The following is a 26,934-nucleotide window of genomic DNA, read 5'->3' as shown; positions in this document are numbered from 1 at the left end:
AAGCCGAGAGCTGTTATGGTTCGACGCCGACCTTTCGGCGGGTGTAAATTTGCAGTCACCGCAATTTTCTCTCACCGGCTGGGGAGAGCCGTTTCCTTGCGAGTCACCTTGTCAAGGTCTGTGCTCGTCTCCGGCCGCACATTCGACAATGCCAACGACGGCGAGCCCGCCGTCCGGCGTGCCTCGCTCTCGCGCCTCACAGCAATTCCAGCAGAACGTACGGGGATCCATGTCAGAAGCCGCCACGTCAGCGTCGGCGCAGTCCGCGCCCAGAACAGCCGTCATGAGCCACCGCCAGATCCTCTTCGTGATCTTCGGTCTCATGGCCGGCATGTTCCTCTCCGCCCTCGACCAGACCGTCGTGGGCACGGCCATCCGCACCATCGGCGACGACCTGCACGGTCTGAGCCAGCAGGCGTGGGTGACCACCGCCTACCTGATCGTCTCGACGATCGCCACGCCCATCTACGGCAAGCTGTCCGACATCTTCGGCCGCCGACCGTTGTTCATCATCGCGATCGTCGTCTTCGTGATCGGCTCCGTGCTGGCGTCGTTCTCGACGTCGATGATCGAACTGGCGGCCTTCCGCGCCATCCAGGGACTCGGCGCCGGCGGTCTGATGTCGATGCCACTGGCCATCATGGGCGACATCCTGGCGCCGCGCGAGCGCGCGAAATACCAGGGCTACTTCCTCGCCGTGTTCGGCATCTCGAGCGTGGCGGGTCCGCTGATCGGCGGATTGTTCGCAGGCGCTAATCAGATCCTCTGGATCGCCGGGTGGCGCTGGGTCTTCCTGATCAACGTGCCGATCGGCATCGTCGCGCTGATCATCGTGATGATCTTCCTGCACATCCCGCGGCACGACCACCACTCGGTGCGCATCGACTGGTGGGGTGCGACTGGCGTGATCGTCGCACTCGTGCCGCTCCTCCTGATCGCCGAGCAGGGCCGCGACTGGGGCTGGGGCAGCGCGGCAGCCATCACGTGCTACGTGATCGGCGGCATCGGCATCGTCGGGTTCATCATCGTCGAGATCCTCATGAAGGACGACGCCCTGATCCCGCTCAAGCTGTTCCGTTCGAACACGTTCTCGATGGCCACCATCATCGGCGTGTTCGTCGGCTTCGGGATGTTCGGCGCCATGCTGACCCTGCCGCTGTACCTCCAGCTCGTGCTGGGTGCCAGCCCGACCGAGAGCGGCCTCCAGCTGCTGCCGATGATCTTGGGGCTGATGATCGCGTCGATCGCCAGTGGTCAGATCATCGCAAGGACCGGCCGGTACCGGCAGTTCCCGATCATCGGAACCCTGCTGCTGTCCGGCGGGTTCTTCTGGCTGACGTTCCTGCACTACGACGGCTCGTACTGGTTCATCGCGGGCGCCATGTTGCTCATCGGCCTCGGCCTCGGCCAATTGATGCAGACGCTCACCATCGCGAGCCAGAACGCCGTCGGTCTTCGGGACATGGGTGTGGCGACGAGTGCATCCACGTTCTTCAGGCAGATCGGTGGAACGCTCGGCACGGCGGTGCTCATCTCGCTGCTGTTCTCGGTGATGCCGGCGAACATCCAGAGCTCCCTGAGCGACAAGCCGACCCTGACCTCGGCGCTCGACGCCGCGTTCGACCCATCGGTCGCGAAGGCGCCCGAGAACAAGGGCATCATGGGCACGATCTACAACTCGATCGTGGACAAGGTGACGACGAACACCACCAAGGAGCTGCAGGCGGGCGTCGATAAGGCGGGCGCCGCAGGCAAAGCCGCGGTCGACAAGGCCGTTCAGGCCGGAACCATTCCGGTGCAGGCACAGGCAGCTGCCGAGGCTCAGGCCGTGCAGCAGGCGCAGCAAGCGGCGCTCACGCAGATCCAGAAGAAGGTGCCGGTCGCTCGCCTCGACGCGAGCGGAAAGGTCTCGCTCGACTTCTCCACGGCGTCGCAGCGCGATGAGTTCGTCGCCTCCGTGGTGCCGACCTTCCAGAAGCAGCTCGAGAAGTCGAGCAGCACGACGAGCGTCAACAGCAACGCCATCAACGACACGTCGTTCCTGAAGGGAGCGGACCCGCGCCTTGCCAAGCCGTTCCTCGTCGGATTCAACGACTCGGCCGTGACCGTCTACTGGGTCGCGATGTTCGTGGTGCTCGCCGCGTTCATCCTCACGCTGTTCTTCAAGACACCGCCGCTTCGCGCGAAGTCCGCGCTGCAGGAGGCGGCCGACGACGAGGCACTGCTCGCGAAGGCCGCTGCCGAGGAGACCGGGGCGCTCGCACTGCCGGACGAGGCAGCGGAGCCGGACCTCGTGTCGGCCGGATCGACCTCGTCTGCCGAGCACGGCCGGCACGCCGTAGAGCCGGCCCCCGCGCCAGCCATCGCAACCGACGCCGCAGCGGATGCACACCAGCCGCTGAGCGAGAACGGTCGCCACGGCAGGCACATCGCCGGCCCGGGCGAGGTCGCCACGTCGTAGGCAGTTCCATCTCGTGGATGCCGCGGGCTGGTCTTGGGACCGGCTCGCGGCATCCGTGTCTACGTGGTTCGTGAGAGCGCGCTCATTTTTGCGCTCACCGCGTCGCCTCGGGGCCGGAATCGCGATAGGTTCGGGCGAGGAAGGGACGACATGGGCGTGAAAGCCGAGGCACAGGCGCCGACGCTGGAGATGGTGGCGGCACGAGCCGGCGTTTCGCGCGCGACCGTTTCGCGAGTGGTGAACGGCTCTCCCAAGGTGAAGCCGGAACTCATCACCGCCGTCAACGCGGCCATCGCCGAGCTCAACTACGTGCCGAATCGTGCAGCCCGGTCGCTGGCCAGCCGTCGCACGGAATCGATCGCGCTGGTCATCCCGGAATCCACATCGCGGGTGTTCGCCGATCCGTTCTTCGCCATGATCATCCAGGGCGTGGCCGTGTACCTCGCCTCGACGGATTACACGCTCGGCATCTTCGTGGCATCCGAGGCGAATCCCGACAAGACCAGGCGATACCTCACTGGAGGCAACGTCGACGGCGCCCTCGTCGTCTCGCACCACTCGGGCGACCACTCGTACGCCCGTCTCGGCCGAACCGTGCCAGTCGTATTCGGCGGTCGGCCGCTCCACGACTACGGCGAGGGCCTCGGCGAGGCGTACTACGTCGACGTCGACAACATTCACGGCGCCGTCACCGGCACCCGGCACCTCATCGAACGCGGCCGCAAGAACATCGCGACCATCGCCGGGCCGGCCGACATGCCTGCGGGTTACGACCGGGAGCTCGGGTGGCGCCGCGCCATGACCGACGCCGGGCTCGAACCCAAGCTCATCGAGTGGGGGGACTTCACGCCTGCGTCGGGTGCCATGGCCATGCGACGACTGCTTGCACGCAAGGTGCCACTGGATGCCGTCTTCGTCGCCAACGATCAGATGGCCCTCGGTGCGTACACGGCGATCACCGAGGCGGGGCTGAGCATCCCGGACGACATCGCGGTGGTCGGATACGACGACGACGCACTCGCTCCCGCGGCAGCGCCCGCGTTGACCACCATGCGTCAATCGATGACGGAGATGGGGGCGGCGATGGCCGGGAAGCTCGTCGACGTCATCGAGGGCAGGCAGGTCGAACGGGCCACGATCCTCAAGACCCGGCTCATCGTGCGCGGGTCCAGCTGAGCCCGGTCCGATAGCCCGCCCGATAGCGCGGCCTCGGCCTCCGGGATCGGCGGTGGTCAGAGGAAGGTGACTGCCGGCATCCGCTCGAATCGCCTGCGCATGATCGCGATCGCCTCCGGGTTGCTGTCCACGAGCACGAAGCGGCGGTCGAGGGCTGACGCGACCGCGCCGGTCGTGCCACTGCCCGCGAAGAAGTCGAGCACCCAGTCCCCTTCACGAGTGGATGCCTGCACCATGCGCCGCACGACACCCTCCGGCTTCTGCGTCGGGTAGCCCGTCTTCTCGCGGCCGCTCGTGGTGACGATCGTGTGCCACCAGACATCCGTAGGGAGCTTTCCGCGCGACGCCTTCTCGGGAGTCACGAGACCTGGCGCCATGTAGGGTTCGCGGTCGATGGCATCCGAGTCGAAGTGGTAGCCGCGCGGATTCTTCACATACACCAGGATCGTGTCGTGCTTCGCGGGCCAGCGGCGCTTCGCCTTGCCGCCGTAGTCGTACGCCCAGATGATCTCGTTGAGAAAGGATGCCCTCCCGAACAACGCGTCGAGCAGCACCTTCGCGTAGTGCGCCTCGCGGTAGTCGAGGTGGAGGTACAGCGTGCCGTCGTCTGCGAGCAGCCGCCACGCCTCGATGAGACGCGGCTCCAGGAACTCCCAGTAGTCGTCGAACCGGTCGTCGTAGCGCAGCAGATCGCCCCGGATGCGCTGGTAGCTGCGGCCCTGGAACCCGGCGACCGAGCCGGATTCCTCGCTGCGAACGGCTGTCACCGTGCGACGCTCCTGACTGCGCCCGGTATTGAAGGGAGGGTCGAGGTAGATCAGCGTGAACGAAGCATCCGGCAGCCCAGGCAGCACCGACATGTTGTCCGCCTGGAACACGGTGTTCGGGCTCTCGGGCGACCAGTCGGGCATTGTTCCATTGTGCAGGTCGGCGGGCGCCGTTCCGGCGCTTCGAGAGGTGGGGCGCCCCGCGCGCATTTCGGTCGCCTCGGCGCGACCGCCGACATCCACGACGTCGTGTGCTTATGGTGACCACATGAGTGCACAGGTACACGACGACCGGGATGCCTCCCGCTACGTGATCGAGCTGGGTGGCCAGATGGTCGGCGCGGCGTATTACAAGCGGTTCGACGACCACATCGTGTTCACCCACACGGAGGTCGACGAGGGGCACCAAGGGGAAGGCCTGGCGAGCGTGCTGGTACAGGCGGCTCTGGACGACGTACGGGGGTCGGGGCTGCGCGTGGTCGCGCTGTGCCCGTACGTGCGGTCGTGGATCGCGCGGCATCCGGAGTACCAGGACCTGCAGACGTCGTCAGCGTCGTCGGCGTAGTCGGCGTCGTCGGCGTCGCGCGCCGACGCCGGCTGACCGCGGTCTTCGCCTGGCAATTGCGCCAGGTTGCCGCTGTTGCGCCAGGAAAGGTGGCGCAACAGCGGAGGTGTGGCGCAATTGCACAGGGCGTTAGCTGCGGGATGTCAGCCACTCGCGCAGGCGCGGCAGCGGCCATGTCGTGACGACCCGGTCCGCGGGAACGCCTGCCGCCTCTGCCCGAGCGGCGCCGAGTGCGATGAACGCCAGGTGCCCGGGGGCGTGAGCGTCGCTGTCGATCGAGAACAGGCATCCGGCTTCGAGCGCGACGGCGATGAGGTCGTCCGGCGGATCCTGCCGCTCCGGCCGTGAGTTGATCTCGACCGCGATTCCCTCGGCCGCGCACGCTGCGAAGACCTTCTCGGCATCGAACTCCGACTGCGGCCGGGTTCCGCGAGATCCCTTGACCAACCGCCCGGTGCAGTGCCCGAGCACGTTGGTGGCGGGGTCGTGCACGGCGCCGAGCATACGGGCCGTCATGGCGCGGGCATCCGTTCGCAGCTTCGAATGGACGGATGCCGTCACGACGTCGAGCCGCCCAAGCATCTCGCGCGTCTGGTCGAGCGAGCCGTCTTCGAGGATGTCCACCTCGATTCCCTTGAGCAGTGTCACACCGTCTTCCGTCGCGTTCCACTCCTCGATGTCGGTCAGCTGCTTCTGCAGCCGCTCGACGCTGAGCCCATTGGCGACGGTGAGATGCGGCGAGTGGTCGGTGACGGCGATGTATTCCCGTCCGAGCATATTGGCGGCCGCGGCCATGCTCGCGATCGGGACAGTGCCATCCGACCACTCCGTGTGCGTGTGCAAATCGCCGCGAAGCTGGTCGGCGAGCGCCGACTCCGGCTGCGGAGGCCGGCCGTCTCGGAGCGCCGTGAGATAGTCGGGAACGCCGCCGTCCACGGCCTGCGAGATCACCTGGAACGTGCGGTCGCCGATCCCGTTGGTGCGGGCCAGACGGCCGTCAGCGATGCGTTCGCGAAGCTGGGCATCCGTCATGCCGTCGATGACAGCGGATGCCTTGCGGAACGCCTGCACCTTGAAACGCGGTGCGAGGTCGTACTCGAGCAGGAAGGCGATCTCGTTCAGGGCGGCTTGGGCATCCATCCGCTCATCTTGCCCCGAGCGTGCGATCGTCGGCCAGCCCTCGAGCGAGCGCCGCGACGGCATTCGCCGGAGGTCAGGGCAGCGGCCTGCCGTCCGGTCCGAGCCGGATGCGCACGGGTCCTTCCCCGAAGATTCCCTTGTCACCGTCTCCCGGCACCGGTGCGGGAACCGGCAGGCGCGCGCGCTCATCGAGCTCGAGCTGGGCCTCATATTTCGCCGGAGCGAACACCTCGTCGCCGATCAGCAGCATGCCGCCGCTGTGCGAGGATCCGTGCGGTCCGGGTTTGCGGCTCTTGTCGCTGAGGTCGATCCAGCCGAGACGGTGAGCGATGTAGAGAAGGATGCACGCGGCCACGACGCCGAGGACTATCCACCAACCCACGCGCGGTACTGTACCGCGGCCTCGCTGCTTGATTGCTGGGTCCCGCCCGGCAATCATCCAGGTCAGGGCACGCGGTAGAGCCACTCCTCTGTCCCGAACTTCTCGGCAACCAGGCGCTCGGCATCCTCGTACTCGGTGTCGGAGATGTCGCCGGGCTTCGCGCCGTACAACTCGGTGAACGTCTGCTTCATGCGCTCGATGATCTCGGCTCGACTCAGCCCGCTCTGCGCCTTGAGCGGATCGACGCGCTTCGCGGCGGACGTGATGCCTTTGTCGCTGATCTTCTCGCGGCCGATGCGCAACACCTCGGTCATCTTCTGACCGTCCATGTCGTAGCTCATGGTGACGTGATGCAGCACGGCCCCGTTCTTGAAGCGCTTCTGCGCTGCGCCGCCGATCTTGCCCTGCGGGCTCGCGATGTCGTTGAGCGGCTTGTACGTGGCATCCACTCCGAGGGACCGAAGGGCGACGAGCGCCCAGTCGTCCAGGTAGGCGTAGCTGTCGGCGAAGCTCATGCCCGAGACCAGGTCGGCAGGCACGTACAGCGAGTAGGTGACGACGTTGCCCTTCTCCATCATCATGGCGCCGCCGCCCGTGATGCGTCGCACCACGTCGAAGCCGTACCTCGCTGCGCCGTCGGCATCTACCTCGTTCTTCACTGACTGGAAGCTGCCGATGACCACGGCTGACTCGTCCCACTCCCAGATGCGCAACGTCGGCCCGCGATGGCCGGCCGCGAGGGAGTTGCTGAGCGCTTCGTCGAGGGCGAGGTGCAGGCGAGGCGGGACGGCCTTCGCGTGCACGATCGTCCAGTCGTAGTCGCGCCAGGTGGTGGCGTTGGAGAGCGAGCGACGGACGGCGACCGCGACCGCCTCGGGTGAGAAGCCGAGCAGCGCGGCATCCGTGGGAAGCGCGCGACGCACGGCGTCGGCCATGGCCGCGGAGTCCGATTCGGCTGAGAGGCCGTTGACCGCCGCGTCGATCGCTTCGAGAGCCGAGTCCGGCTCAAGGAAGAAGTCGCCAGCGAGGTGGAAGTTCGCGATTGCGCCATCGATCACATCGAAGTCGACGACCACGAGCTTGCCGCCCGGAACCTTGTACTCACCGTGCATGGTTCCACCCTGTCACGCTTGGCGCCGCGGGGGCGGGGTGCCGCCGTTGCTTGAGTAGCGGGCTGCGCCGCGACCACACGGTTGGCTGAATAGCGGGGCTGCGCCGCACCAGACCGCAGGTTGAGTAGCGCCCCGCACTACAAGCGGTGGGGGAAGCGGGCGTCGAGCCAGCGCACGAGGTCGCCGAAGACCTCGTCGCGGTTCGTCTCGTTGAAGACCTCGTGCCTGGCGCCTGGGTAGATCACCAGAGTGGTGTCGGTGAACCCGGAGCGGCGCTGGTAGGCGCGCACGAGCATCCGTGCGCTCGCAGGTCCGCCCAGCGAGTCCTCCTCGCCGATCATGACGAGCAGCGGAAGATCCCGGATGCCCCGCGCCGGCCGCCCGTAGAGCCGTAGGCCATCCGCGACGCCGAACAGCTTCAGCACCTTCGCGTCGAACGTGAGGGGGTCTGCCGCGAACTCGGATGACACGCGCTCGTCCCGGCTCAGCCACTCGTACCCGGTTGTACCCAGCGTCTTATGTCGCTTGTTGAGGTCGCCCGCCTCCATGTGTGCAGGCATCCGGTACGCGGTGCCCGTGAGCACCAGCGCGTCGAGCTCGTCCGCGTACTTGTTGACGAGCATCTGGGCCATGAGGGAACCCCAACTGTGCCCGAGCAGCACGAGGGGCACACCCGGGTTCTCGGCGCGGACGATGCGGTCGAGCATCCGGATGTCTTCAACGGCCGCCCGTAGCCCGCCAGGTCCCAGCCGCCCCAGCTTCGAATGGTCCCCTCCCCATTGGTCGAGGCCGGTCTGGCCGTGGCCGCGTTGGTCGGCTGCGTAGACCGAGAACCCGTTCTGGTTCAGCACACCGACGAGCTGTTCGTACCGTGTCGCGTATTCGCCGAGGCCGTGCACGAGGTGCACGACGGCACGAGGATGCTCCACCCGCCACACGTAGTAGGTGACGGTCACGCCCTGTTCGTCTTCGAAGCTCGGCACGGGCTGATTCTGTCACGCGCGCTGTCGGGCGGGGTTCGAGCCGAGGTCGGAAGCGCGGCGCCCTTGTTGGATCCGCCGCGTTGAATGCGCGAAGCCCTACTTCAATCCGCCGCGTTCAATGCGCGAAGCGCTACTTCAATCCGCGGCGTTCAATCCGCGGCGTTCAATCCGCGGCGGACGTCATGTCGCCCACCTCTGGCACGCCGTCCGGCGCGTACCGCAGCAGCACGACGCCGTTCGTCGAGGTCACCGGCGCTTCGACCATGCGCAACTTCGCCGGGACCGTGCCCTCGCCGAACAGCTTCTTGCCGGAGCCGAGCACGATCGGGTAGACCCACAGCTTCAACTCGTCGAAGAGCTGTGCATCGAACAGCGTGCGCGCGAAGTCGATGCTGCCGATGACGTGCACATTGCGGTGCCTGTCGCGCAGCGCGTCGGCGTCGGCCAGCACGTCCGGTCCGAGCTGCGACGACCCGCGCCAGTCCAGCCGGGGCGTTCCCCTCGAGGCCACGTACTTGGGGATGCTGTCGAAGAGCTGACCGATCTCGCCATCTTCACCTCGAGTGTGCAGAGGCCAGTACCCGGCGAAGATGTCGTAGGTGCGGCGGCCGAGCAGGAGGGCATCCATGCCTTCCATGCCCGTCATGACCTCCTCTCCCACCATCACGTCGCTCAGCGGTGCCTGCCACCCGCCGAACCTGAATCCGTCCGACGGATCCTCGTCGGGGCCGCCCGGCGCCTGCTGAACGCCGTCGAGCGTGGTGAAGAGGTCGATGGTGATGCGTCCGCGGGCGCTGCCGATGGCCATGAGGATCCCTTTCGTCGTCACGTCGTCGCCGCGTGAGCCGTCGATCCGCCGGAGCGCCACCTCGCGCATCCTCAGGGTCGCACGCCCGGGACCCTCAGTACAGTCCCGGAGCCGTCGGGTGCCGAGAAGCGGCCCTCCACAACCGACTTCCGCCGGACGACGCCGGACGGAATAGTTAGCATGGCTAATTTGCTACCCTAAACATCATGACCTCGCAGACTCCGATCGCCGCCCCCGCCGTCGCGTCTGCCCGCCGCGAGCGCGCCTCGCGCGCATCCGCGGCGCCAACGACTATCGCCGGCCCCCCGGCAGAGACCAAGGCCGAGCCGCCATCGCGGCGCATCGTGACGCACGAGCTGTCGAGCGACTTGCGAGTAGCGGTTGCGCGACTATCGCGGCGACTCCGCGCCGAGAAGGCCGACGGAGACCTCGCCGACGGCCTGTTCAGCGTGCTCGCCCTGCTCTTCAGGGAGGGGCCGAAGACGCTGGGCGAGCTCAGCGACCACGAGCGCGTGACACCGCCGTCGATGAACCGCACGGTCAACAAGCTGGAGGCAGCGGGATACGTCGTGCGGCAGGCATCCGCGGACGACCGCCGCAAGGTGCTCTTCGTGCCGACGGATGCCGGCCGTGAGCTCGTCAAAGAGACGCGCAGGCGTCGAGACGCGTGGCTCGACCGCCGGCTGGCGAAATTGCCGCCGCAGACCCGGGCGCTGCTCGCCGACGCCGCAGCCGTGATCAGGGAGCTGGCCGACTCATGAACGCCATGTTCCGATCGCTCTCGGCGGTGAACTACCGCATCTGGTTCGCCGGTGCTCTCGTCTCGAACGTGGGCACGTGGATGCAGCGCACCGCGCAGGACTGGATCGTGCTGACCCAGCTCACGCACAACGACGCCCTGGCCGTCGGCATCGTGATGGCACTGCAGTTCGGCCCGCAGCTCGTGCTGCTGCCCGTCACGGGCTATGCGGCCGACCGCTTCGATCGTCGCAAACTGCTCATGGCGACGCAGGCCGCCATGGGCCTGCTCGGTCTCGGCCTGGGCATCATGACGGTGACGGGCATCGTGCAGCTCTGGCACGTGTACCTGTTCGCGCTGCTGCTCGGCGTGGTCGCGGCGTTCGACGCCCCTGCGCGGCAGACGTTCGTCGGCGACCTCGTCGGTCCGAAGCTGCTGGGCAACGCGGTCGCCCTCAACTCGGCGTCGTTCAACGCCGCCCGGCTCATCGGACCGGCCGTCGCCGGTCTTCTCACAGCGGCCGTTGGCGCCGGCTGGGTGTTCCTGATCAACGCCGCGAGCTTCGCCGCGGTGCTGGCGTCGCTGAACTTCATGCGGCTCGAGCGCCTGCACGCATCGAAGCGCGCCGCAAGAACCCGCGGCAGCCTCGTCGAGGGATTCCGCTACGTTCGCGGCCGCCCCGACCTCATCGCCATCTTCACCATGGTGTTCCTCATCGGCACGTTCGGGCTGAACTTCCCCATCTTCGTGGCGAGCATGGCCAGCACCGTGTTCCACAAGGGAGCCGGTGAGTACGGCATCCTCTCGTCTGTGATGGCCGTGGGCTCCGTCGTCGGGGCTCTGCTCGCCGCCCGCCGCGAGAAACCCAGGGCGTCGCTCCTCGCCGTCGCGGCAATCATCTTCGCGATCGGATGCCTGGCAGCGGCCGCCGCCCCCGGGTACTGGATCTTCGGTGCGATGCTCGCGGTGGTGGGGGTGGCATCCCAGACCTTCAACACGACCGCCAACGGGGTCGTGCAGCTCTCGACGGATCCGCTCGTGCGCGGCCGCGTGATGGCCATCTACATGGCGATCTTCATGGGCGGCACGCCGATCGGAGCCCCCATCGTCGGCTGGGTGGCCGACGCGTTCGGGCCGAGGTGGGCGCTCGTGGTGGGTGGGGCATCCGGTGTGGCAGCCGCCGCCGTGGGCATCTACTACATGGTTCGTTACCGTGGCATGCGCCTGGCCATCGCCGAGCGCAGGCTGCGGTTCACCTTCGCGCAGCCCAGTCGCGGCATGGCCGTTGCTGAGATGCGGGGCGACGAGGCATCGGCCCAAAAGGCCTGAGTGCGTGGGCTGCATAACGGCTGTCGGCGCATCCGTCTGGCCCATTTCGGCTCACGAAGCGGACACGCTCCACCCTTTCACTGAGCTGAGGGTTCCGGGAGCTCGAACGAGCGAGCCTGCACATGCGATGGGCCGCGGCGCACTGCTCCCGCCAGCACTGCGGCGCACGCCAGCGCGGCAAGGGGCACCAGCAATGCGACCGTGACGCTCGTGGCGTTGGCGGCGAGTCCGAACAGAGCCGGTCCGCCGAAGATGCCCACGTAGCCGAACGCGAGCACGCGCGACAGCACGACTGACCCGTGCTGCTGGTTTCCGGCGGAACTGAACACCTGGGGCACGCATCCGCAGAGACCGATGCCGAGCAGAGCCCAGCCGGCGAGCGCGATCCAGACGGATGGTGCGAACATGACCGCGAGGATGCCCGCGGCACCCGTCAGCGCGCCGAGCCGCACCACGGCGACCGGTCCGATGGCTGCAACGGCGCGATCGATGACGAGCCTGCCGCACGTCATGGTGAACGAGAACGCTCCATAGCCGAACGCGGCGACGCCGGTCGCCGCGCCGAACGCCTGCGTGAGCTGCAGGGCGCTCCAGTCTGTGACGACTCCCTCCGTGAACATCAGCAGGAGGGCGCAGGCTCCGAGCATCCATGCGAGCCGGGTCCAGCGCACCCGGATGCGCGGCACACGCACAACGGGTGCGGCAACGTCGGCGGCCAACTCCGGCCAGCCCGCGGGAGCGATGACCACGTCGGACGCCGGCCAGGATGCCGTTCCGACCGCTTTATCTGACGCGTTGCCGGCATCCGCCGTCTCATCAGCGGGCCGGACCAGCCAGCCGGCCGCGACGCAGACGCTCACCGCGGCCAGAACGGCGGCCATGCCGAGCTGCGGTACGACGGTCCAGCGCAGGGCGGCGGTGCCGAGCACCGCGAGCGCTCCTGCGACGCCGCCCAGCGAGAAGAACGCGTGGAATGCGGACATGATGGGTCGCCCGTACGAGCGCTCCACCCAGACCGCCTGCATGTTCATGCCGACGTCGTTGAGCCCCATTCCGAAGTTCATGATCGTGATCGCGCAGGTCAGCACGATCGCGTCTCCCGAGACTCCCATGGCCACCAGGCCGAACGAGGCGGTGCCCAGGCCTGCGATGCACAGCGGGATGCTCCCCGTCCTCGCCTGCAGGCGTCCCCCTACATTCGCGCCCGCCACGATGCCGACCGAGCTGACCAGGATGACGACACCCAGTCCCCCGACGGACAGCCCGGCACCCCTCGCCACCAGCGGAATGCTGCCGGACCACATGCCCACCAGGAATCCCGTGGTCGCGAACACCAGGCACACGGCCACGCGGGCACGTCGTAACTCAGGTGCTGCCGCACCAGGGCTGCTGTACCGGTACGTGTCGTACATCGGTCCCTCCTCCGGCATTCGCGCACCCCATTCGCGCGCGGATACGTGGAGACGTCGAACACGGCCGCCCGATTTCGACAGGGCGAGTGACCATGGCGGCTGAAGTCGATGATGCTCGGCCCGGCTCGTGCGCGAGGCACCCTCGCCCCTGACGCTCTGGCCTCGTACCTGACGCCCTGGCCTTCGTACCGGAAAGCGCTTTCTGGCATGATGGGAGTATCACAAGCACAGCGAGGTGACCGGTCCATGACACAGAGTTCGACCACGACGCGGGACCAGCCGATTGCTCATGCCGTGCCTCGGCTCGTGATCACCGGTGTCGGCGGTTACGGCCGGCTGCATCTCCAGAACGCCAAGCGGCTGCGTGACGAGGGACGGCTTCAGATCGCGGCCCTGGTTGATCCCGCCGTCGCTGCTCAGCGCGACCACGACGGCGGCATCCCGATCTACGCAGATCTCGAGGATGCCCTCGCAAAGCACGGCGCAGACATCGTGATCGTGGCGACACCGCTCGACACGCACGAAGCGCTGGCGGAGATCGCCATGCGCGCGGGCGCCGACGTTCTCTTGGAGAAGCCGCCCGTTCCCACCATGGCTTCGTTCGAACGTCTGCTCGCCGTCCAGAGGGAGACCGGCCGCGCCGTGCAGGTGGGATTCCAGAGCCTCGGCTCCGCGGCCATCCCGGCTCTCAGGCGTGACGACCTCGGCCTCGGCCAAATGCGGGCGGTCAGCGCGACCGGCCTGTGGAGCCGAGCGAAGTCCTACTGGTCACGTGCACGCTGGGCCGGCCGCCGCACGCTCGACGGTCACGCCGTCGTGGACGGCGTCGCCACGAATCCGCTGGCCCATGCGGTCGCCACCGCTCTGTGCATCGCCGGCTACGACACCGCGGACTCGGTCGACAGTGTCGAGGTGGAGCTCTTCAGGGCGAATGCGATCCAGGCCGACGACACGTCCGTCATCCGTGTGACAGGTGCCGGTCGCCCTGCCGTCACGTGCGCCCTCACCCTGTGCGCTCCACCTGAGCTGCACGATGCGCCCGACCGCGCCGCGACCGTGCAGATCAGGGGAGCAAGGGCATCCGCTTCGTTCTCCTACACGACGGATGTCGTCAGCTCCGCACGCACTGCCAGTGTCGTCACCTCCGCACGCACTGCCAGTGCTGACAGCGGTTCGCCAGACGAGAGCCGTGCCCTGGACGAACTCCCCGCCACCTTCGATCGTGCCGATCTGCTCGAGAACCTCATCGAGCACAGGCGAAGCGGCGCGGCCTTGATCGTTCCGCTGGCGTCGACGGGTGCCTTCATGCGTGTCGTGGAGGCTGTGCGGCTCGCGCCGGACCCCATCACGATCGACCCGAAATACGTGACCTGGAGCGGTGAGGACGGCAACGAGCATCCCGTCGTCGATGACATCGTGGCCACCGTTCGTGCGGCGGCGGAACGCGGAGCGCTGTTCAGCGAGCTCGGCGTGCCGTGGGCGCATGCCGGCACGGACGTCGCACTCGCGACCGCCCGAATCGATGGCGGGTTCGTGGCGCGCGAGGTCGACGGCGGCGGCACCATACCCTTCTCCAGCCCGCACCCCTATCTACACCCGGTGCGTACGCTCGCGGGGGTCACCGTGACCGCCAGCCACCCGGCGGATCACGACTGGCACACCGGCGTCTCGTTCACGGTGCAGGATGCCTCTGGCATCAACTTCTGGGGTGGCCGCACCTACGTGCGCGATCGCGGGTACGTATCGCTCGACGACCACGGCCGCATCGATGTGGTCAGCACGAGCGAATCGCCGGACCAGGTTCGGCACGAGCTCGCCTGGCGGGGGCCGGACGGGAAGGTGGTGCTGCGGGAGGAGCGGAACATCCGCTGGCGTCCTCTCGTCTTCTGGCAGGACCAGAGCGCCTGGGCGCTGGAGTTCGACGTTCGGCTGATACCGGTAGAAGCTGAGGTTTGGCTCGGCAGCCCTGGCAGCAAGGGCCGGGTCAACGCCGGCTACGGCGGCTTCTTCTGGCGGTTTCCGGACTGCACCGACGTGAACGTGTTCACACCGGATGCCGTAGGTGAGGACACCGTCAACGGTACGGTCGGCGCGTGGCTGGCCTTCACCGCTGGGTTCCTGGCCGGACCCGAGCAGAACGGGGAGGCATCCGTCGTGCTGGCGGCGGGAGACGACCTCACGGCCGCTGACCCGTGGTTCGTTCGCGTGCGCGACTATCCCGGAATCGGATCGGCCGTGGCGTGGGATGCCCCGACTCGTGTCCCCGTGCAAGGACTCACCCGCACCTACCGCGCAGCCGTCGTGGACGGCCGCGTGTCCTCGGCGGATGCCGCTGAGCTGGCCGCGATCCTGCGTCGCGGATGAGCGCAGGCACAGCGACGGGCGCAGCTTGACGGGAATAGCCAACACGAGAGTCGCAACCAGGAGCTAACGACATGACGGAGTCGGACACGGCGGGCAGTGCCGCGGGTGCGGGCAGTGCCGCGGGTGCGGGCACGGTCGCGGGCGGGGGCAGTGCCGCGGGTGCGGGCAGTGCCGGCAGTACGGCTGCTGCGGGCACGGCCGCGGGTGCTGCTGAAGTCGCCGCGCAACGGGCATCCGATCGGGCGGTCAAGCGGGCCAGGGTGCTGGAGATCCTCGATCGCGCGGGCGCCGATTCGGTGCTGCTGACGAGTGCCGCAGCCGTCGCCTGGTATCTCGACGGAGGCAGGCAGCACGTGAGTTTGGCTGCGGATCCGATCGTCGCCGCCCGGGTCGGGCGTGATCTCGACGAGGTGTTCACCACCTCCAACGAGACCGCCCGGCTGCTGGAGGAGGAGTTGCCGGTCGGCGTCGTGGTGCGAGACCGGCCGTGGCACGCAACCCTTGATCTTCCGGATGTCCCGGGGCCGCTTCGGGAGCAGCAGGTCGAGGCCGAATTGCGGGCCGCGCGGGCGGTCCTGCTTCCCGGAGAGCGACAGCGCTTCAAGGAGCTCGGTGCGGATGCGGCTCGTGCCGTTACTGACGTGCTGCTCGAGGCCGAGCCGGGATGGTCGGAGCGGAGGGTGGCCGCCGAGGCGGCGGGTCGTCTGATCGCGGTCGGGGCCGACCCGCTCGTGCTGCTCGTCGCAGGCGAGTCGCGGGCATCCCTTCCGCATCCGCTGCCAACGGATGCCACGCTCGGCCGCCGCGCGATGGTCGTCGTATGTGCGCGCAGGGACGGCCTCATCGTCAACCTCACGCGGTGGGTGTCGTTCGGCCCGCTGACCGATGCCGAGCGGGATGCCGAGCGGCGCATCCTGCAGGTGGAGGCTGCGGCATTCGAGGCGATGCGGCCAGGGGCGGTGCTGAGTGAGGTGCTGGATGCCATCGCCGTGGCGTACCCCGCGAACGGCTTCGACGAGGAGCAGTGGCGCCGGCACCATCAGGGTGGCGCGGCCGGGTACGCGGGGCGGGATCCGCGTGCGACGCCTTCGACCAGGGATGTCGTGCGGCTGGGGCAGGCGTTCACGTGGAACCCGTGGGTGCCGGGCGCCAAGGTGGAGGACACGGTGCTGCTGGCCGGGACGCCAGAGTCTTCGTACGTCGAGCCGATCACGGTGGATGAGCGGTGGCCGGTGGCTGTGGTCAACGGGCTGGAACGGCCGGTGACGCTGGAGCGGTGACGGCAGCGTGCTGGGCGTGACTGGGCCGGCCGTGGCTAGGCCGACGCGGTGGGGCCGCGAGGCCGGCTGGGGCGGCGCGGCCGGCTGGGCCAGCGTCATTGTGGCGGTGCGCCGGGCGGGCTGGAACTGCGTGTCATCCAGCATTGTCCGCATCGCTTAGGGGCTTGTCTGCATCGGCTAGTCGTCGACATGTTGGTGACGGAGTTCGGCCGGTCGCCCTACCTGGACGCAGCGCTCGCAGTTAGCCTGCCGCGCCCGATCGTGCTCTCTGATCAGCACACGACATGTGGCCGACAGCCGTTACTCACTTGCTGCGTATCGTCTTGTCCTCCCCATCCTTACCTCTCGCGTCGTTGTCCACAGGAAAGGGGTGCTGATCTGGGGTTTGTTTGCGGGATTGTCGGTGGGTGGTGGTTGGGTGGGACCATGAACGAGATCACCGAACAGCTGGAAGCGGCCACTGCTGCTGCCCGTGCCGCGGTGACCGTTGACGAGGTTCCCGCCCTCGGTGATGATGCGTTGGTGGCGGCGATGGCGGCGATCGAGAACCTCGGTCGCACCGTGGATGCGCTGCGGGTGGCGGTGGCGGCCGAAGCAGCAGAACGCTCCCGACGGGTACTCGGGTCGGACCGGTTGTCGGCCAAGCATGGGTGCCGCACCGCGTACGAGTTGATCGCCCGGGTCACGCAGGTCGCCGAACGCACCGCCGTGCAACGGTGCCGGATCGGGGCTGGGGTTCGCGGCCGGCACGCGCTGACCGGGGAGGTGCTCCCACCCCGGTTTCCGGCTGTGGCGGAGGCGGTGGGTGCCGGGCAGGTCGGGGTGGATGCTGTGTCGGCGATCATGAGCGCGTTGAGCCCGGTGGAGAACCGGGCCGAACCAGTCCTTCTCGAGGCGGCCGAACGAGCCCTGGTGGGGTGTGTGCTCGGGGTGGACACGGCTACCGGGGAGCGTGTTACCCCGTTCACGGCGGATCAGACGCGGGTGCAGGCCCTGCAATGGCAGGTTGCTCTGGATCCGGATGGTGTGGCACCGCGGGAGGCGGCAGCGATGCTGCAGCGCGGGTTCAGCAAGACCGGGACCCGGGGGGAGGTGTCGGTGTACCGGTTGGCGGCGATTCCGGAACTGGCCGGAAGACTGGATCGGTTGTTGGATGCGTTCCTGTCCCCGAAAACCACCGGCCGCTTCCTCACCCCCGAACAACACGCCGAAGCGCTCGTGTCCGGGGACACCCGGAGTCCGGCGCAGCAACGGCATGACGCGTTGATCAGCATCCTGGATGCCGCCTCCCGCAGTGCCGACATGCCCACGATCGGCGGTGCTGCCCCCACGGTGCTGGTGTCCGTATCCGCAGACGAGTTGGAGGCCGGCACCGGTGCCGGGTGGATCGACGGGGTGGAAGAACCCGTCTCCCTAGGTACGGTGAAGCAGTTCATCTGCACCGGCGGGGTGCAGAAAGGGTACTTCACCCCGGGCGGACGCCTGATCGCGTTAGGGTCCCCGGAACGCGGGTTCACCCCACAACAACGCCGCGGCATCAGCCTCCGCGACGGCGGCTGCACCATCCCCGGCTGCACCATTCCCGCCGGATGGTGCGAAATCCACCACGTCCAAGAATGGTCCCGCGGCGGACCCACCCACACCGACAACGGGGTGCTGCTGTGCTGGTACCACCACCACACCATCGACACCTCCGGATGGCAGATCACCATCCGAAACGGCATCCCCTACGTACGACCACCCGTCTGGATCGACCAGACACGACAATGGCGACGCACCACCAAATCCCGACCCCTCACACCACCCGGAAAGAAGACCACCGGAGCCGTCATGCGCACCTGATCGGACACACAAGACACACGTGCGAACACAACGCGTGCACGATTCAGCCGCGGCACGCAACGCGAGCGCCTTACCCAAGCTCAGCGCTGCATCGACCTGATATCCGAGTTCGGCGCATGCCCGCGTCGTACCAGACGTCAGCGCGTACGCCGCGATCGTGTTCGGCGTGCGGCGTGCGGCGTGCGGCGTGCGATCGCAACCGCACCACCTACGCGAACACGATGCCGAGACCGTGCCGTCCCCGAGGCGCCGCCGTCGCGTTCTCGAGAGCAATCGGCGATGGCTCTGCGAGCAGTCCCAGCTGGTCGAAGCCGGCATCCTCGACGTCCTCGACAAGAGTGGGACGCCGCAGCGTCACCGCGAGTTGGGCCGACAGTTCAGGCAGCAGGTGCGGGTACAGCGCAACGCCCGCGGCATCCGCGCTGTCGGCGATGTCGAGGAACGGCGTGATGCCACCCACCCGGATCGCATTCGGCTGCACGATGTCGGCGGCCCCGCCCTCGATCGCCTCGCGGAACCGGTACACCGTGTGCAGGTTCTCGCCGAGCGCCACCGGCACGTCGATGCGCGAACGGAGCGTCGCGTGACCGACCAGATCGTCGGCCCGCAACGGCTCCTCGATCCACCGCAGGTCGTACCGGCTCAACTCACCGATCGCCCGCTCGGCCTCATCGAGGGTCCAGTGCTGGTTCGCATCGATGGCAAGACCGATTTCCGAACCTATGGCTTCGCGAACGGCAGCGACCCTGTCGACGTCTTCGGCGAGCGGATGCCCACCCACCTTGATCTTGACGAACGGGTACCCGGCATCCTTCCAGCGCTTCGCCTGCGCCACGAGCTCATCGATGGGGTAGTGCCGGTTGACTCCGCTGCCGTACACACCGACGGATGCCCGCCTCACGCCGAGCAGATCGCTCACCGATGCGCGCGCGGCCCGCCCCGCGGCATCCCACAACGCGAGGTCGAGACCCGCCATAGCGATCGTCGTCACGCCACCCGAACCCGCCTCGTGCAGGTGCTGCCAGAGCGGGGTCCAGAGGCTTCGGGCATCCGCTGGACGACCGATCGCGAAGTCCCGGATGTCGTGGTCGAGCATGGCCCGCACCGCGTGAGCACCGATGGACGGCGTCCAGCTGAACCCGTGACCCACGACGCCCGACTCGGTGGCGACCAGCACCTCGATGACGTGGAGACGCGTGACATCGGGTCCCCATGGGCGCAGCAGCGGAGCGTCGATCAGACGCGTTCGCAGCCAGGTGATCCGACCGAGATGGGGTTCGTGGTCGCGTTCGTTGTCGGGTTCATCATCCGGCCCGTCCACGTGCCCTACGCCCGTCGAGGTAGTCGTACCCTCGCCAGAGGCGCCCGGTAGCTGGCTCATCGCGACGCGCCGACCAGTTCGTCGCCTATCGCGAGGATGCGCCGCAACTCGGCGAGCTGGCGTTCGTCCAAATCCACGAGTGGAGGTCGAACACCGCCCACCGACAGGCCTTCCGCACCTCCGAACCCAAGACGCACACCCGCCTTCACCAGCGACACCGCGAACCCGGGCACCTCGTCACGCAGCCGTACGAGCGGCAGGTAGAACGCATCCAAAATCTCCAGCCGCCTGGCATCGTCGCCCGACTCGTACGCCTCGTAGAACGCCTTCGCCACAGGCGGTGCCATCGCGAACGCCGCGGACGAATACAGCGGGATGCCGATGGCCCGGTACGCCTGCTGCGTGAGTTCTGCCGTTGGCAGCCCGTTGAAGAACGCGAAGTTCTCGCGTCCGGTGGCGGCGACGGCGCGAACCAGCTGTTGCGCGACGCCGAGATCACCGACGCCGTCCTTGAAACCGAGCACTCGCGGGTTGTTCGCGAGCCGGGTGGCCGCATCCTCGTTCAGGCGAGCAGATCCGCGGTGGTAGACGATGACCGGCAGATCGGATGCCGCCAGCACGGCCTCGATGTAGGCGAGAGCCCCTGCGGTGGTGCTGCCGACCAGGTACGGGGGAAGGACGAGCAGCGCGTCCGCACCGGCGTCCGCTGCGCGGCGCGCGCACTCGATGGCGTGCCCCAGCGGGCCGCCCGCGCCCGCAACCACGGGCACCCGGCCGGCGACCTCCCGCACCGTGGCAGCCACGACCTCGCCCACCTCCGCCGCACCCAGCGCATGGAATTCACCCGTGCCGCAGGCGGGAAACACGCCGCCCGGCGCGAAATCCATACGCGAGGCGACGTGCTCGGCCGTGAGACCGGCATCCACCGATCCGTCGGCCGCGAAAGCCGTGATCGGAAAGAACAGAACGCCGTCGAATCGCAGCTCTGCTTGTCTCTGGGCCATCAGGCACCTCCGGTCATAACGTCGTCTGGCACACTCTCAAGCTCTGTGCGCCAGTCATGTTCAGGCGTCCAGCCGAGCAGCCGTCGCGCTTTGTCGATCGAGAACGCGGGTGTCGTGCCCGTGAGCTCGAGGGCGGCATCTGCGGCCGAAGGCACGAACTGCGGCAGGAGTTCTGCGAGGGGCCGCCGGGCGAGGGCATCCGCCGCACCGACGATGAAGGTCTGCGCGTTCGGGATGTCGTCGATGCCGTCGAGGAGCGTGTCGAGGAACACGCCGACGTCGCGGGCATCCACGTAGTTGAACAGCGCCGGCGCGGACAACGCCGGGTCGTCGAGTCGTTCGACGATGGTGTGCCCCTGCTGGGTGGGCGCACCCCGCCACTCCTCCGGCGCAATCACGTAGCAGGGGCGGAATGCGGCGAGCCGCACCTCGTCGCCCTTCTGCGCAGCGAACATCTGCATGGTGCGCTCGGCGACGAGCTTCGAGAGTGCATACGCGTTCCACGGCCGCGGCTCGACATCCTCGTCCAGGGGAAGCCGTTCGGGAACCCACCCGGCCGGCGATCCGTACCCGAAGACCGTCGGGCTGGATGCTGTCACGATCTTGCGCACTCCGGCGTCGACAGCCGCCTGCATCACGTTGTACGCGAGCGACGCGTTGGTGCGCAGGATCTGCTGCTCCGGTGCACTGAACGGAACGGCGATGGCGGCGAGGTGGATGACGGCATCCACTCTCGCTTCGGCGATCACTCTGGATGCCGTGCCCGCCTCGGTGAGGTCGGCGGCGATCACGTTCGCCCGATCCGCCGGAACGGAGAGATCGACCTCGACGACCTCGTGCCCGACCTCGCCGAGCACCGCGACGACGCTTCGTCCCAGCCGCCCCGAGCTGCCCGTGACGAGAATGCGACTCATCGCGCCGCCTCTGCGGGCTGCGAGCCGGGCTGCGCTGTGGCTCGCTCGGTCGGCGGCCTCGACTGCGAGGCAACGGGCTGACCGAGCCGCACACCGAGGTCGAGCTCATCGACACACACGGGTAGCCCCGTCGCCAGCGATCTGTTGCCCGCTATCCCGACCGCAATGGCACGGATGCCGTCCAGATAGTCGGCAGCGCGCCCCAGCTCGTCGGCCTGGTCGCCCTCGCCCCTGCCGACGAAGACGTCGCGCAGCAGGATGGCGTCGCCACCGCCGTGGCCGCCCTCCCCCTCAGGGATCTCGACCTCCTGCGGCGTCTCCCAGTGCCGCTGCAGCAAGATACGTTCACCCCTTGGGCGAAGCGACGCCGACCTCGAATCGACCACGGCCGACGGGTCGATGATGCGGCCGCCGGCATCCAGGCTGACATCGCTGCGCTCCACCACGTCGAGCTCGACGCGTCCCTCGGTGCCGTTGACCGCGATGCGGTAACCCTCCCACGGGCTGTGCGCGTTCAGCGAGTAGCTCATGCTCGCCCCGCTCGCGTAGTCGACGACGAGCGAGAGGTTGTCCTCGATCGTGATGCCCGGATCGAAGACATCCTGGTCTCGCCGGTAGCCGTCGTAACCCTCGTTGCGCAGGTACAGGTCGCGCAGCCGCTCGTCGCGGTTCTGATCGAGGGCGAAGGGGTCTGAGTTCCAGGCATCCGTGCCTCGCTCGGGGCGCGGGGCGCCCCCGCGTGCACGCCAGTTCTCCTCGCCGTAGAAGCGCAGGCCGCCCGAAGCGTAGACACGGGACGGAACGTCGGCGATCCACCAGTTCACGAGGTCGAAGTGATGCGACGCCTTGTGGATGAGCAGGCCCCCCGAGTTGGCCTTCTGCCTGTGCCACCGCCGGAAGTAGTCCGCGCCGTGCGACGTGTCGAGCACCCACTCGAAGTGCACCGAGAGCGGACGCCCGATCGCGCCAGAAGAGATCACCCGCTTGAACGCGCTGTTGCGCGGCGCATAGCGGTAGTTGAACGTCATCACGACGTCGCCATCGCTCTCGCGCACGGCCTCGACGATGCGCCTGCTGCCCGCCTCGTCGATGGTCAGCGGCTTCTCCACGACCACTCGTGCGCCTGCGCGCAGAGCCCGCGAGACGTACTCGGCATGGGTGAAGTCGGGTGAGGTGACGATGACCCGCTCGACCCGCTCGTCGCGAATCACTCGCTCGAGTTCGTCGGGCTGCGCCGTCACCGGGCGGCCTGCATCCGGCGCCGTGCGCGAGATGTGGTCGACGTAGTGATCGAGCCGGCCCTGGTTCGGATCGAGCAGGGCGATGAGTTCGGCTACCCCGGCGTGCTCGCCGATGATCGCGTCGATGTACATCTGGGCGCGAGAGCCGGTTCCGACAATGGCATACCTGGTGCGGTGCGGCACGGTGTTCCTTTCTGGCCGGTCTTCAGCGCCGGTCTTCATTGGCTCGGGCTCGGCAGCGACTTCACTGTCGGCTCGTACGAAGCGCGTCGTACTGGCCAGCCCGTGGCGAGTGCGACCTGGGCCCTTGAGCTCTGTCTGCGGGCACTCGATCGCGGAACCGGCGCGAACGGCGACGCTCTTTCCGAGTGTCGTTGCCGACCTCAGAAAACGCTTTCTGTCACGATACACGATATCGTCAGACCGTCGCCGGGCGCCCGTTGGGCAGGTCGGCGGCGGCTAGAACGGGAGTGGTAGTGGCCAGATCCAAGTCGGGCGCACCGCGCAGTGGTCCGACGATCGCCGACGTCGCATCGCTCGCCGGGGTGTCGCTCTCCACCGTGTCGCGGGTCATGAACGGCAGCACGACGGTCGATGCGGCCATGACGGAACGTGTGCGAGCAGCAGCTGCATCCCTCGGCTACTCGGCGAGCCCGTTGGCTCGCAGCCTCGTGCTGGGCAAGACGCAGACCATCGCGGTGGTGGTGCCCGACCTGGGCAACCCCACGTTCCAAGGTGCGCTGCGCGGCCTCAGCGACGGGGCATCCGAGCAGGGGTACCACGTGCTGGTCGCCGACTCGCACGAGCAGGCCGGCGAAGAGCGCGAACTCGCATTGGATGCCCGCAGGCGCTGCGACGGCATCGTGCTGTGCGCGCCACGGATGCTCGCCGATGAGCTGGCAGCCGTGCTGCCGCTGCTCGCACCCGTGGTCGTCATCAACCGTCTGCCACCCGCGGTTCCCGAGGTGCAGGGTGCACACGTTCCGTCCGTCGTGGCGGACTACAAAGCGGGCCTGACCGGCCTGCTCGAGCACCTCCATGGCTTGGGACACCGCGAGCTGCTCTACCTGGCTGGCAGCCGACAGGCGGCGTCCAACCTCAACCGACTCGCGGCCATCGAGGAGTTCCAGCGATCGCACGGTGACGCCCGCGTGACGACGAGTGCGTGCGGGGTGGGGTTCGAAGACGGCTACGCCGGCGCGCAGGTGGTACTCGACTCGGGCGCGACCGCAGTGCTCGCCTTCAACGACCTCGTGGCCATGGGGCTGCTGAGCGCACTCGGCGAACGCGGTGTGCGGGTGCCGCAGGATGTCTCCGTCACGGGATTCGACGACATCCCGTTCGCGCGCTACACCACACCACCTCTTACGACCGTGGCCATTCCGGTGGCCGAGCTCGGCGAGCAGGCCTGGCGGCGCATGTGGGCGCTGCTGGAGGGTGACGAGCCTGCGCAGGATCTGACGTTCGCGCCGCACGTCGTGCCGCGGGGATCCACAGGGGCCGCACCCGAACGCTGATGCCTGGGCGGCGTGATTCACGCATTGAATCGTCACAACAGACGGTCGTTTAGGCCGCCGTTTCGTTCTTGACAGGTCAGGGGACACCTTCTACGTTCGGTTGAGACGCTTCGATTGAAGCGTTTCAATTCGTACCCATTCGCAGCCGCGGATCCGTGGCCGCGATTCGTAGTACTCAGAGAGCGAAGACACAATGACGTGGCATGCCAAGATGATCGCCCCGGACTCCTCGTTCGATTCTGCGCCGCTGTTGCGCGGCGAGTTCGAGCTCGAGAAAGGGCATGGCGCCGTCGCCCGCGCCACCCTCAGCCTGACCGCTCACGGGATCGTGGAGGCGTGGCTGAACGGCAACCCGGTCTCGGACGACGTGCTGACCCCCGGGTGGAGCAGCTACGAGTGGCGCCTGCGCTACGCCACGTACGACGTGACCGACCTGTTGGATGAGCGCAGCGTTCTCGGACTCGCTCTCGGCAAAGGCTGGTTCGGCGGCCGCCTGGGCTGGACGGGCAAGAGCTCGTTCTACGGCCCGGAACTGGCGGCTTTCGCCCAGCTCGAGATCGAGTTCGCCGACGGCTCTCGCCAACTCGTGGGCACCGACGACGACTGGAAGAGCGGGCCGAGTGCCATCCTTGCCGACGACCTCTACGACGGCGAGACGATCGATGCGCGCCGAATCGACGACGCCTGGCTGCTTCCCGGCTTCTCTTCCGAGCAGTGGCGTGGCGTGCACACCGTCGAGTTCGACACGGGCACACTCGCCCCATACATCGGTTCGCGCGTCACACGGTGGAACACCCTTCCGGTGTCCGAGGTGATCACGTCCCCGACGGGCAAGACACTCCTCGACTTCGGACAGAACCTCGTGGGATGGCTGCGGATCCGAGTACAAGGGCCCGCCGGAACCGAGATCACAGTGCGGCACGCGGAGGTTCTGGAGTACCGCGAGCTCGGCACGCGACCGCTGCGCACCGCGAAGGCCACGGACCGCTTCATCCTGAGCGGCGGCGACGACGAGTTCGAACCGACGTTCACGTTCCACGGCTTCCGTTATGCGGAGATCAGCGGCTGGCCAGGTGAGTTCGACCCTGCTGCCGCGACGGCCGTCGTCATCGGGTCCGAGCTGACGCGCATCGGCACCATGACGACGTCGGACCCCCTGCTCAACCGGTTCCACGAGAACGTCGTGTGGGGCATGCGAGGGAACTTCGTCGACGTGCCGACGGATTGCCCGCAGCGCGACGAGAGACTCGGCTGGACCGGCGACATCGCTGCCTTCGCCCCCACTGCCGCGTTCCTGTTCGACGTCGACTCGTTCCTATCCGACTGGCTCGTCGACCTCGACCTGGAGCAGCAGCATCACGACGGCATCGTCGGGTTCGTCGTTCCCGACGTCTTGAAGTACATCGATAGCGAGGGCTCGAGCGATCTCGGCAGGCCCATCGACTCGACCGCGATCTGGAGCGATGCCGCGGTCTGGGTGCCGTGGACCCTGTACCAGGCGTATGGCGACACCGACGTTCTACGGCGCCAGTTCGGCTCCATGGCCTCGCACGTTCGGCACGTGCAAGGTCTGCTCTCGCCTTCCGGAGTTTGGGACACCAGCTTCCAATTCGGAGACTGGCTCGACCCGGATGCTCCGCCGGACGACCCCGCGCTCGCCAAGGCCGACAAAGGCGTGGTCGCAACGGCCTCCATCTACCGCTCGGCACGCATCGTCGCCGACGTCGCCGAGCTGCTGGGACTCGCCGACGAGCAGGCCGAATTCGACGCCATCGCGACGGAACTCTGCCGGGCGTTCAATGCCAACTACGTGGATGCCGACGGCACGGTGAAGAGCGACTGCACCACCGTCTACTCGCTCGCCATCGTGTTCGGGCTGCTCAGTCCAGAGCACGAGCAGTTCGCAGGCCGCCGACTCGCGCAGCTCGCCGAGGAGGCCGGGTATCGCGTCTCGACCGGCTTCGCGGGCACGCCGTTCATCACGGATGCTCTCACCAAGACCGGACACGTGGACGCCGCGTACCGCCTGCTGCTCGAGCGGGAATGTCCCTCGTGGCTCTACCCGGTCACCATGGGTGCGACCACCGTGTGGGAGCGTTGGGACTCCATGCTGCCCGACGGCACGATCAACCCGGGTCAGATGACGAGCTTCAACCACTACGCGCTCGGCGCCGTGGCGGATTGGATGCACCGCGTCGTCGGCGGAATCGCACCGCTCGAGCCTGGGTACGCATCCGTTCTCGTCGCACCTCAGCCAGGCGGCGGACTGACGCACGCGGACACCGCCCTGGAGACCCCGCACGGCCGGGTGTCGGTGCGGTGGAAGGTGAACGACGGCGAACTCACGGTCGAGGCGGAGCTGCCGGACGGCGTGGACGGCGTCCTACGACTGCCTGGCGCCGAGGATCAGGCGCTCAGCGGTGGACGAACGGCGACGAAGGTGGCACTACCGGCCGCCTGACGACGCGGGTCGAGCTGCATCAGGCAACCGCTCCTTGACGTCGACGTGCGAGCGAAGGGGTCGCCAGCTCATGGTGCTCCACGGAACCTCCACGGATCTTCGGCAACGGTTACGGG

General features: G+C 67.8%; 22 protein-coding genes. 10 read left to right on the top strand and 12 right to left on the bottom strand.

Translation table 11 applies throughout. The features are described from left to right. The first annotated feature begins 283 nt into the window (after positions 1–283). Together ACO2Q7_RS11685 and ACO2Q7_RS11680 are read left to right on the top strand one after the other, a co-directional pair. Positions 284–2,461, top strand: a complete 2,178-nt coding sequence (locus tag ACO2Q7_RS11685) for an MDR family MFS transporter (protein ID WP_423355771.1) — start codon at positions 284–286, stop codon at positions 2,459–2,461. A gap of 150 nt (positions 2,462–2,611) precedes the next feature. After that, on the top strand, positions 2,612–3,637 hold the full coding sequence (locus tag ACO2Q7_RS11680; RefSeq protein ID WP_423355770.1) for a LacI family DNA-binding transcriptional regulator: 1,026 nt from the start codon (positions 2,612–2,614) through the stop codon (positions 3,635–3,637). Positions 3,638–3,693: 56 nt separating this feature from the next. Here the strand turns inward: ACO2Q7_RS11680 and ACO2Q7_RS11675 are convergent, their stop codons facing one another. Further along, positions 3,694–4,548: a DNA-methyltransferase gene (locus tag ACO2Q7_RS11675; RefSeq protein ID WP_423355769.1), complete on the bottom strand. Its 855-nt coding sequence runs from the start codon at positions 4,546–4,548 to the stop codon at positions 3,694–3,696. 124 nt (positions 4,549–4,672) lie between these two features. On the opposite strand from ACO2Q7_RS11675, the gene ACO2Q7_RS11670 reads away from it, so the two are divergent. Further along, positions 4,673–4,969, top strand: a complete 297-nt coding sequence (locus tag ACO2Q7_RS11670; protein ID WP_423355768.1) for a GNAT family N-acetyltransferase — start codon at positions 4,673–4,675, stop codon at positions 4,967–4,969. 129 nt (positions 4,970–5,098) lie between these two features. Here ACO2Q7_RS11670 and ACO2Q7_RS11665 read toward each other — a convergent pair whose 3' ends face one another. The 5 genes from ACO2Q7_RS11665 to ACO2Q7_RS11645 all read right to left on the bottom strand — a co-directional run bounded on the left by ACO2Q7_RS11665 (position 5,099) and on the right by ACO2Q7_RS11645 (position 9,394). Continuing rightward, the gene (locus ACO2Q7_RS11665; RefSeq protein ID WP_423355767.1) at positions 5,099–6,109 is read right to left on the bottom strand and encodes a PHP domain-containing protein; all 1,011 of its coding nucleotides are present in this window, start codon (positions 6,107–6,109) and stop codon (positions 5,099–5,101) included. Between the two features lie 73 nt (positions 6,110–6,182). Beyond that, on the bottom strand, positions 6,183–6,491 hold the full coding sequence (locus ACO2Q7_RS11660; protein WP_423355766.1) for a hypothetical protein: 309 nt from the start codon (positions 6,489–6,491) through the stop codon (positions 6,183–6,185). A 62-nt stretch (positions 6,492–6,553) separates the two neighbouring features. Beyond that, a complete protein-coding gene (locus ACO2Q7_RS11655) occupies positions 6,554–7,603 on the bottom strand; it encodes a lipoate--protein ligase family protein (RefSeq protein WP_423355765.1) in 1,050 nt (349 codons plus the stop codon). Positions 7,604–7,740: 137 nt separating this feature from the next. Then, positions 7,741–8,586: an alpha/beta fold hydrolase gene (locus ACO2Q7_RS11650; protein WP_423355764.1), complete on the bottom strand. Its 846-nt coding sequence runs from the start codon at positions 8,584–8,586 to the stop codon at positions 7,741–7,743. A 163-nt stretch (positions 8,587–8,749) separates the two neighbouring features. Next, positions 8,750–9,394 carry a dihydrofolate reductase family protein gene (locus ACO2Q7_RS11645; RefSeq protein ID WP_423356018.1) on the bottom strand — a complete coding sequence of 215 codons (645 nt, stop codon included), beginning with the start codon at positions 9,392–9,394 and terminating at the stop codon, positions 8,750–8,752. Between the two features lie 206 nt (positions 9,395–9,600). Here ACO2Q7_RS11645 and ACO2Q7_RS11640 point away from each other — a divergent pair, with 206 nt between their 5' ends. Together ACO2Q7_RS11640 and ACO2Q7_RS11635 are read left to right on the top strand one after the other, a co-directional pair. Continuing rightward, the gene (locus ACO2Q7_RS11640; RefSeq protein ID WP_423355763.1) at positions 9,601–10,155 is read left to right on the top strand and encodes a MarR family winged helix-turn-helix transcriptional regulator; all 555 of its coding nucleotides are present in this window, start codon (positions 9,601–9,603) and stop codon (positions 10,153–10,155) included. Then, complete coding sequence (locus tag ACO2Q7_RS11635) at positions 10,152–11,462, top strand: MFS transporter (protein WP_423355762.1); 1,311 nt, start codon at positions 10,152–10,154, stop codon at positions 11,460–11,462. Before ACO2Q7_RS11640 ends, ACO2Q7_RS11635 begins: the two co-directional genes overlap by 4 nt. A 77-nt stretch (positions 11,463–11,539) precedes the next feature. Here ACO2Q7_RS11635 and ACO2Q7_RS11630 read toward each other — a convergent pair whose 3' ends face one another. After that, positions 11,540–12,874: an MFS transporter gene (locus tag ACO2Q7_RS11630; RefSeq protein WP_423355761.1), complete on the bottom strand. Its 1,335-nt coding sequence runs from the start codon at positions 12,872–12,874 to the stop codon at positions 11,540–11,542. A 246-nt stretch (positions 12,875–13,120) separates the two neighbouring features. Between ACO2Q7_RS11630 and ACO2Q7_RS11625 the strand changes: the two genes are divergently transcribed. The 3 genes from ACO2Q7_RS11625 (at position 13,121) to ACO2Q7_RS11615 (ending at position 18,360) form a co-directional block, all read left to right on the top strand. Then, a complete protein-coding gene (locus ACO2Q7_RS11625; RefSeq protein ID WP_423355760.1) occupies positions 13,121–15,238 on the top strand; it encodes a DUF6807 family protein in 2,118 nt (705 codons plus the stop codon). A gap of 71 nt (positions 15,239–15,309) precedes the next feature. Continuing rightward, the gene (locus tag ACO2Q7_RS11620; protein ID WP_423355759.1) at positions 15,310–16,518 is read left to right on the top strand and encodes a M24 family metallopeptidase; all 1,209 of its coding nucleotides are present in this window, start codon (positions 15,310–15,312) and stop codon (positions 16,516–16,518) included. 426 nt (positions 16,519–16,944) lie between these two features. Continuing rightward, positions 16,945–18,360: a DUF222 domain-containing protein gene (locus ACO2Q7_RS11615; protein WP_423355758.1), complete on the top strand. Its 1,416-nt coding sequence runs from the start codon at positions 16,945–16,947 to the stop codon at positions 18,358–18,360. A 208-nt stretch (positions 18,361–18,568) separates the two neighbouring features. On the opposite strand, the gene ACO2Q7_RS11610 is transcribed toward ACO2Q7_RS11615, so the two are convergent. The 5 genes from ACO2Q7_RS11610 to ACO2Q7_RS11590 form a co-directional block, all read right to left on the bottom strand. Further along, positions 18,569–19,741, bottom strand: a complete 1,173-nt coding sequence (locus ACO2Q7_RS11610; RefSeq protein ID WP_423355757.1) for a mandelate racemase/muconate lactonizing enzyme family protein — start codon at positions 19,739–19,741, stop codon at positions 18,569–18,571. Then, positions 19,738–20,685, bottom strand: coding sequence for a 5-dehydro-4-deoxyglucarate dehydratase (locus tag ACO2Q7_RS11605; RefSeq protein ID WP_423355756.1), 948 nt, complete (start codon positions 20,683–20,685; stop codon positions 19,738–19,740). The genes ACO2Q7_RS11610 and ACO2Q7_RS11605 overlap by 4 nt, the downstream gene beginning before the upstream one ends. Beyond that, positions 20,685–21,599, bottom strand: a complete 915-nt coding sequence (locus ACO2Q7_RS11600) for an NAD-dependent epimerase/dehydratase family protein (RefSeq protein WP_423355755.1) — start codon at positions 21,597–21,599, stop codon at positions 20,685–20,687. Before ACO2Q7_RS11600 ends, ACO2Q7_RS11605 begins: the two co-directional genes overlap by 1 nt. Beyond that, positions 21,596–23,062 (bottom strand): Gfo/Idh/MocA family protein, encoded by a 1,467-nt coding sequence (locus tag ACO2Q7_RS11595; protein WP_423355754.1) that lies wholly within the window; start codon positions 23,060–23,062, stop codon positions 21,596–21,598. The genes ACO2Q7_RS11600 and ACO2Q7_RS11595 overlap by 4 nt, the downstream gene beginning before the upstream one ends. Before the next feature lie 196 nt (positions 23,063–23,258). Continuing rightward, entirely contained in the window at positions 23,259–23,444 is a 186-nt protein-coding gene (locus ACO2Q7_RS11590) for a hypothetical protein (RefSeq protein WP_423356025.1), read from the bottom strand. Here ACO2Q7_RS11590 and ACO2Q7_RS11585 point away from each other — a divergent pair. Together ACO2Q7_RS11585 and ACO2Q7_RS11580 are read left to right on the top strand one after the other, a co-directional pair. Next, positions 23,413–24,357 carry a LacI family DNA-binding transcriptional regulator gene (locus ACO2Q7_RS11585; RefSeq protein ID WP_423356017.1) on the top strand — a complete coding sequence of 315 codons (945 nt, stop codon included), beginning with the start codon at positions 23,413–23,415 and terminating at the stop codon, positions 24,355–24,357. The genes ACO2Q7_RS11590 and ACO2Q7_RS11585 overlap by 32 nt on opposite strands. Positions 24,358–24,550: 193 nt before the next feature. Next, positions 24,551–26,818 (top strand): family 78 glycoside hydrolase catalytic domain, encoded by a 2,268-nt coding sequence (locus ACO2Q7_RS11580; RefSeq protein ID WP_423355753.1) that lies wholly within the window; start codon positions 24,551–24,553, stop codon positions 26,816–26,818. Positions 26,819–26,934 lie beyond the last annotated feature (116 nt).

The organism is Rathayibacter sp. KR2-224 (assembly GCF_049446075.1).
Taxonomy (GTDB): Bacteria; Actinomycetota; Actinomycetes; order Actinomycetales; family Microbacteriaceae; genus Humibacter.
Note: the sequence above shows the minus strand (reverse complement) of the source record. Positions and strands in the feature narration are given on the sequence as shown.

Coding starts and splice junctions, on each gene's coding strand:
- ACO2Q7_RS11685 (WP_423355771.1), top strand. CDS start 284: ATGAGCCACCGCCAGATCCTCTTCGTGATCTTCGGTCTCATGGCCGGC.
- ACO2Q7_RS11680 (WP_423355770.1), top strand. CDS start 2,612: ATGGGCGTGAAAGCCGAGGCACAGGCGCCGACGCTGGAGATGGTGGCG.
- ACO2Q7_RS11675 (WP_423355769.1), bottom strand. CDS start 4,548: ATGCCCGACTGGTCGCCCGAGAGCCCGAACACCGTGTTCCAGGCGGAC.
- ACO2Q7_RS11670 (WP_423355768.1), top strand. CDS start 4,673: ATGAGTGCACAGGTACACGACGACCGGGATGCCTCCCGCTACGTGATC.
- ACO2Q7_RS11665 (WP_423355767.1), bottom strand. CDS start 6,109: ATGGATGCCCAAGCCGCCCTGAACGAGATCGCCTTCCTGCTCGAGTAC.
- ACO2Q7_RS11655 (WP_423355765.1), bottom strand. CDS start 7,603: ATGCACGGTGAGTACAAGGTTCCGGGCGGCAAGCTCGTGGTCGTCGAC.
- ACO2Q7_RS11645 (WP_423356018.1), bottom strand. CDS start 9,394: ATGGCCATCGGCAGCGCCCGCGGACGCATCACCATCGACCTCTTCACC.
- ACO2Q7_RS11640 (WP_423355763.1), top strand. CDS start 9,601: ATGACCTCGCAGACTCCGATCGCCGCCCCCGCCGTCGCGTCTGCCCGC.
- ACO2Q7_RS11635 (WP_423355762.1), top strand. CDS start 10,152: ATGAACGCCATGTTCCGATCGCTCTCGGCGGTGAACTACCGCATCTGG.
- ACO2Q7_RS11630 (WP_423355761.1), bottom strand. CDS start 12,874: ATGTACGACACGTACCGGTACAGCAGCCCTGGTGCGGCAGCACCTGAG.
- ACO2Q7_RS11625 (WP_423355760.1), top strand. CDS start 13,121: ATGACACAGAGTTCGACCACGACGCGGGACCAGCCGATTGCTCATGCC.
- ACO2Q7_RS11620 (WP_423355759.1), top strand. CDS start 15,310: ATGACGGAGTCGGACACGGCGGGCAGTGCCGCGGGTGCGGGCAGTGCC.
- ACO2Q7_RS11615 (WP_423355758.1), top strand. CDS start 16,945: ATGAACGAGATCACCGAACAGCTGGAAGCGGCCACTGCTGCTGCCCGT.
- ACO2Q7_RS11610 (WP_423355757.1), bottom strand. CDS start 19,741: ATGAGCCAGCTACCGGGCGCCTCTGGCGAGGGTACGACTACCTCGACG.
- ACO2Q7_RS11605 (WP_423355756.1), bottom strand. CDS start 20,685: ATGGCCCAGAGACAAGCAGAGCTGCGATTCGACGGCGTTCTGTTCTTT.
- ACO2Q7_RS11600 (WP_423355755.1), bottom strand. CDS start 21,599: ATGAGTCGCATTCTCGTCACGGGCAGCTCGGGGCGGCTGGGACGAAGC.
- ACO2Q7_RS11595 (WP_423355754.1), bottom strand. CDS start 23,062: ATGAAGACCGGCGCTGAAGACCGGCCAGAAAGGAACACCGTGCCGCAC.
- ACO2Q7_RS11585 (WP_423356017.1), top strand. CDS start 23,413: ATGAACGGCAGCACGACGGTCGATGCGGCCATGACGGAACGTGTGCGA.
- ACO2Q7_RS11590 (WP_423356025.1), bottom strand. CDS start 23,444: ATGGCCGCATCGACCGTCGTGCTGCCGTTCATGACCCGCGACACGGTG.
- ACO2Q7_RS11580 (WP_423355753.1), top strand. CDS start 24,551: ATGACGTGGCATGCCAAGATGATCGCCCCGGACTCCTCGTTCGATTCT.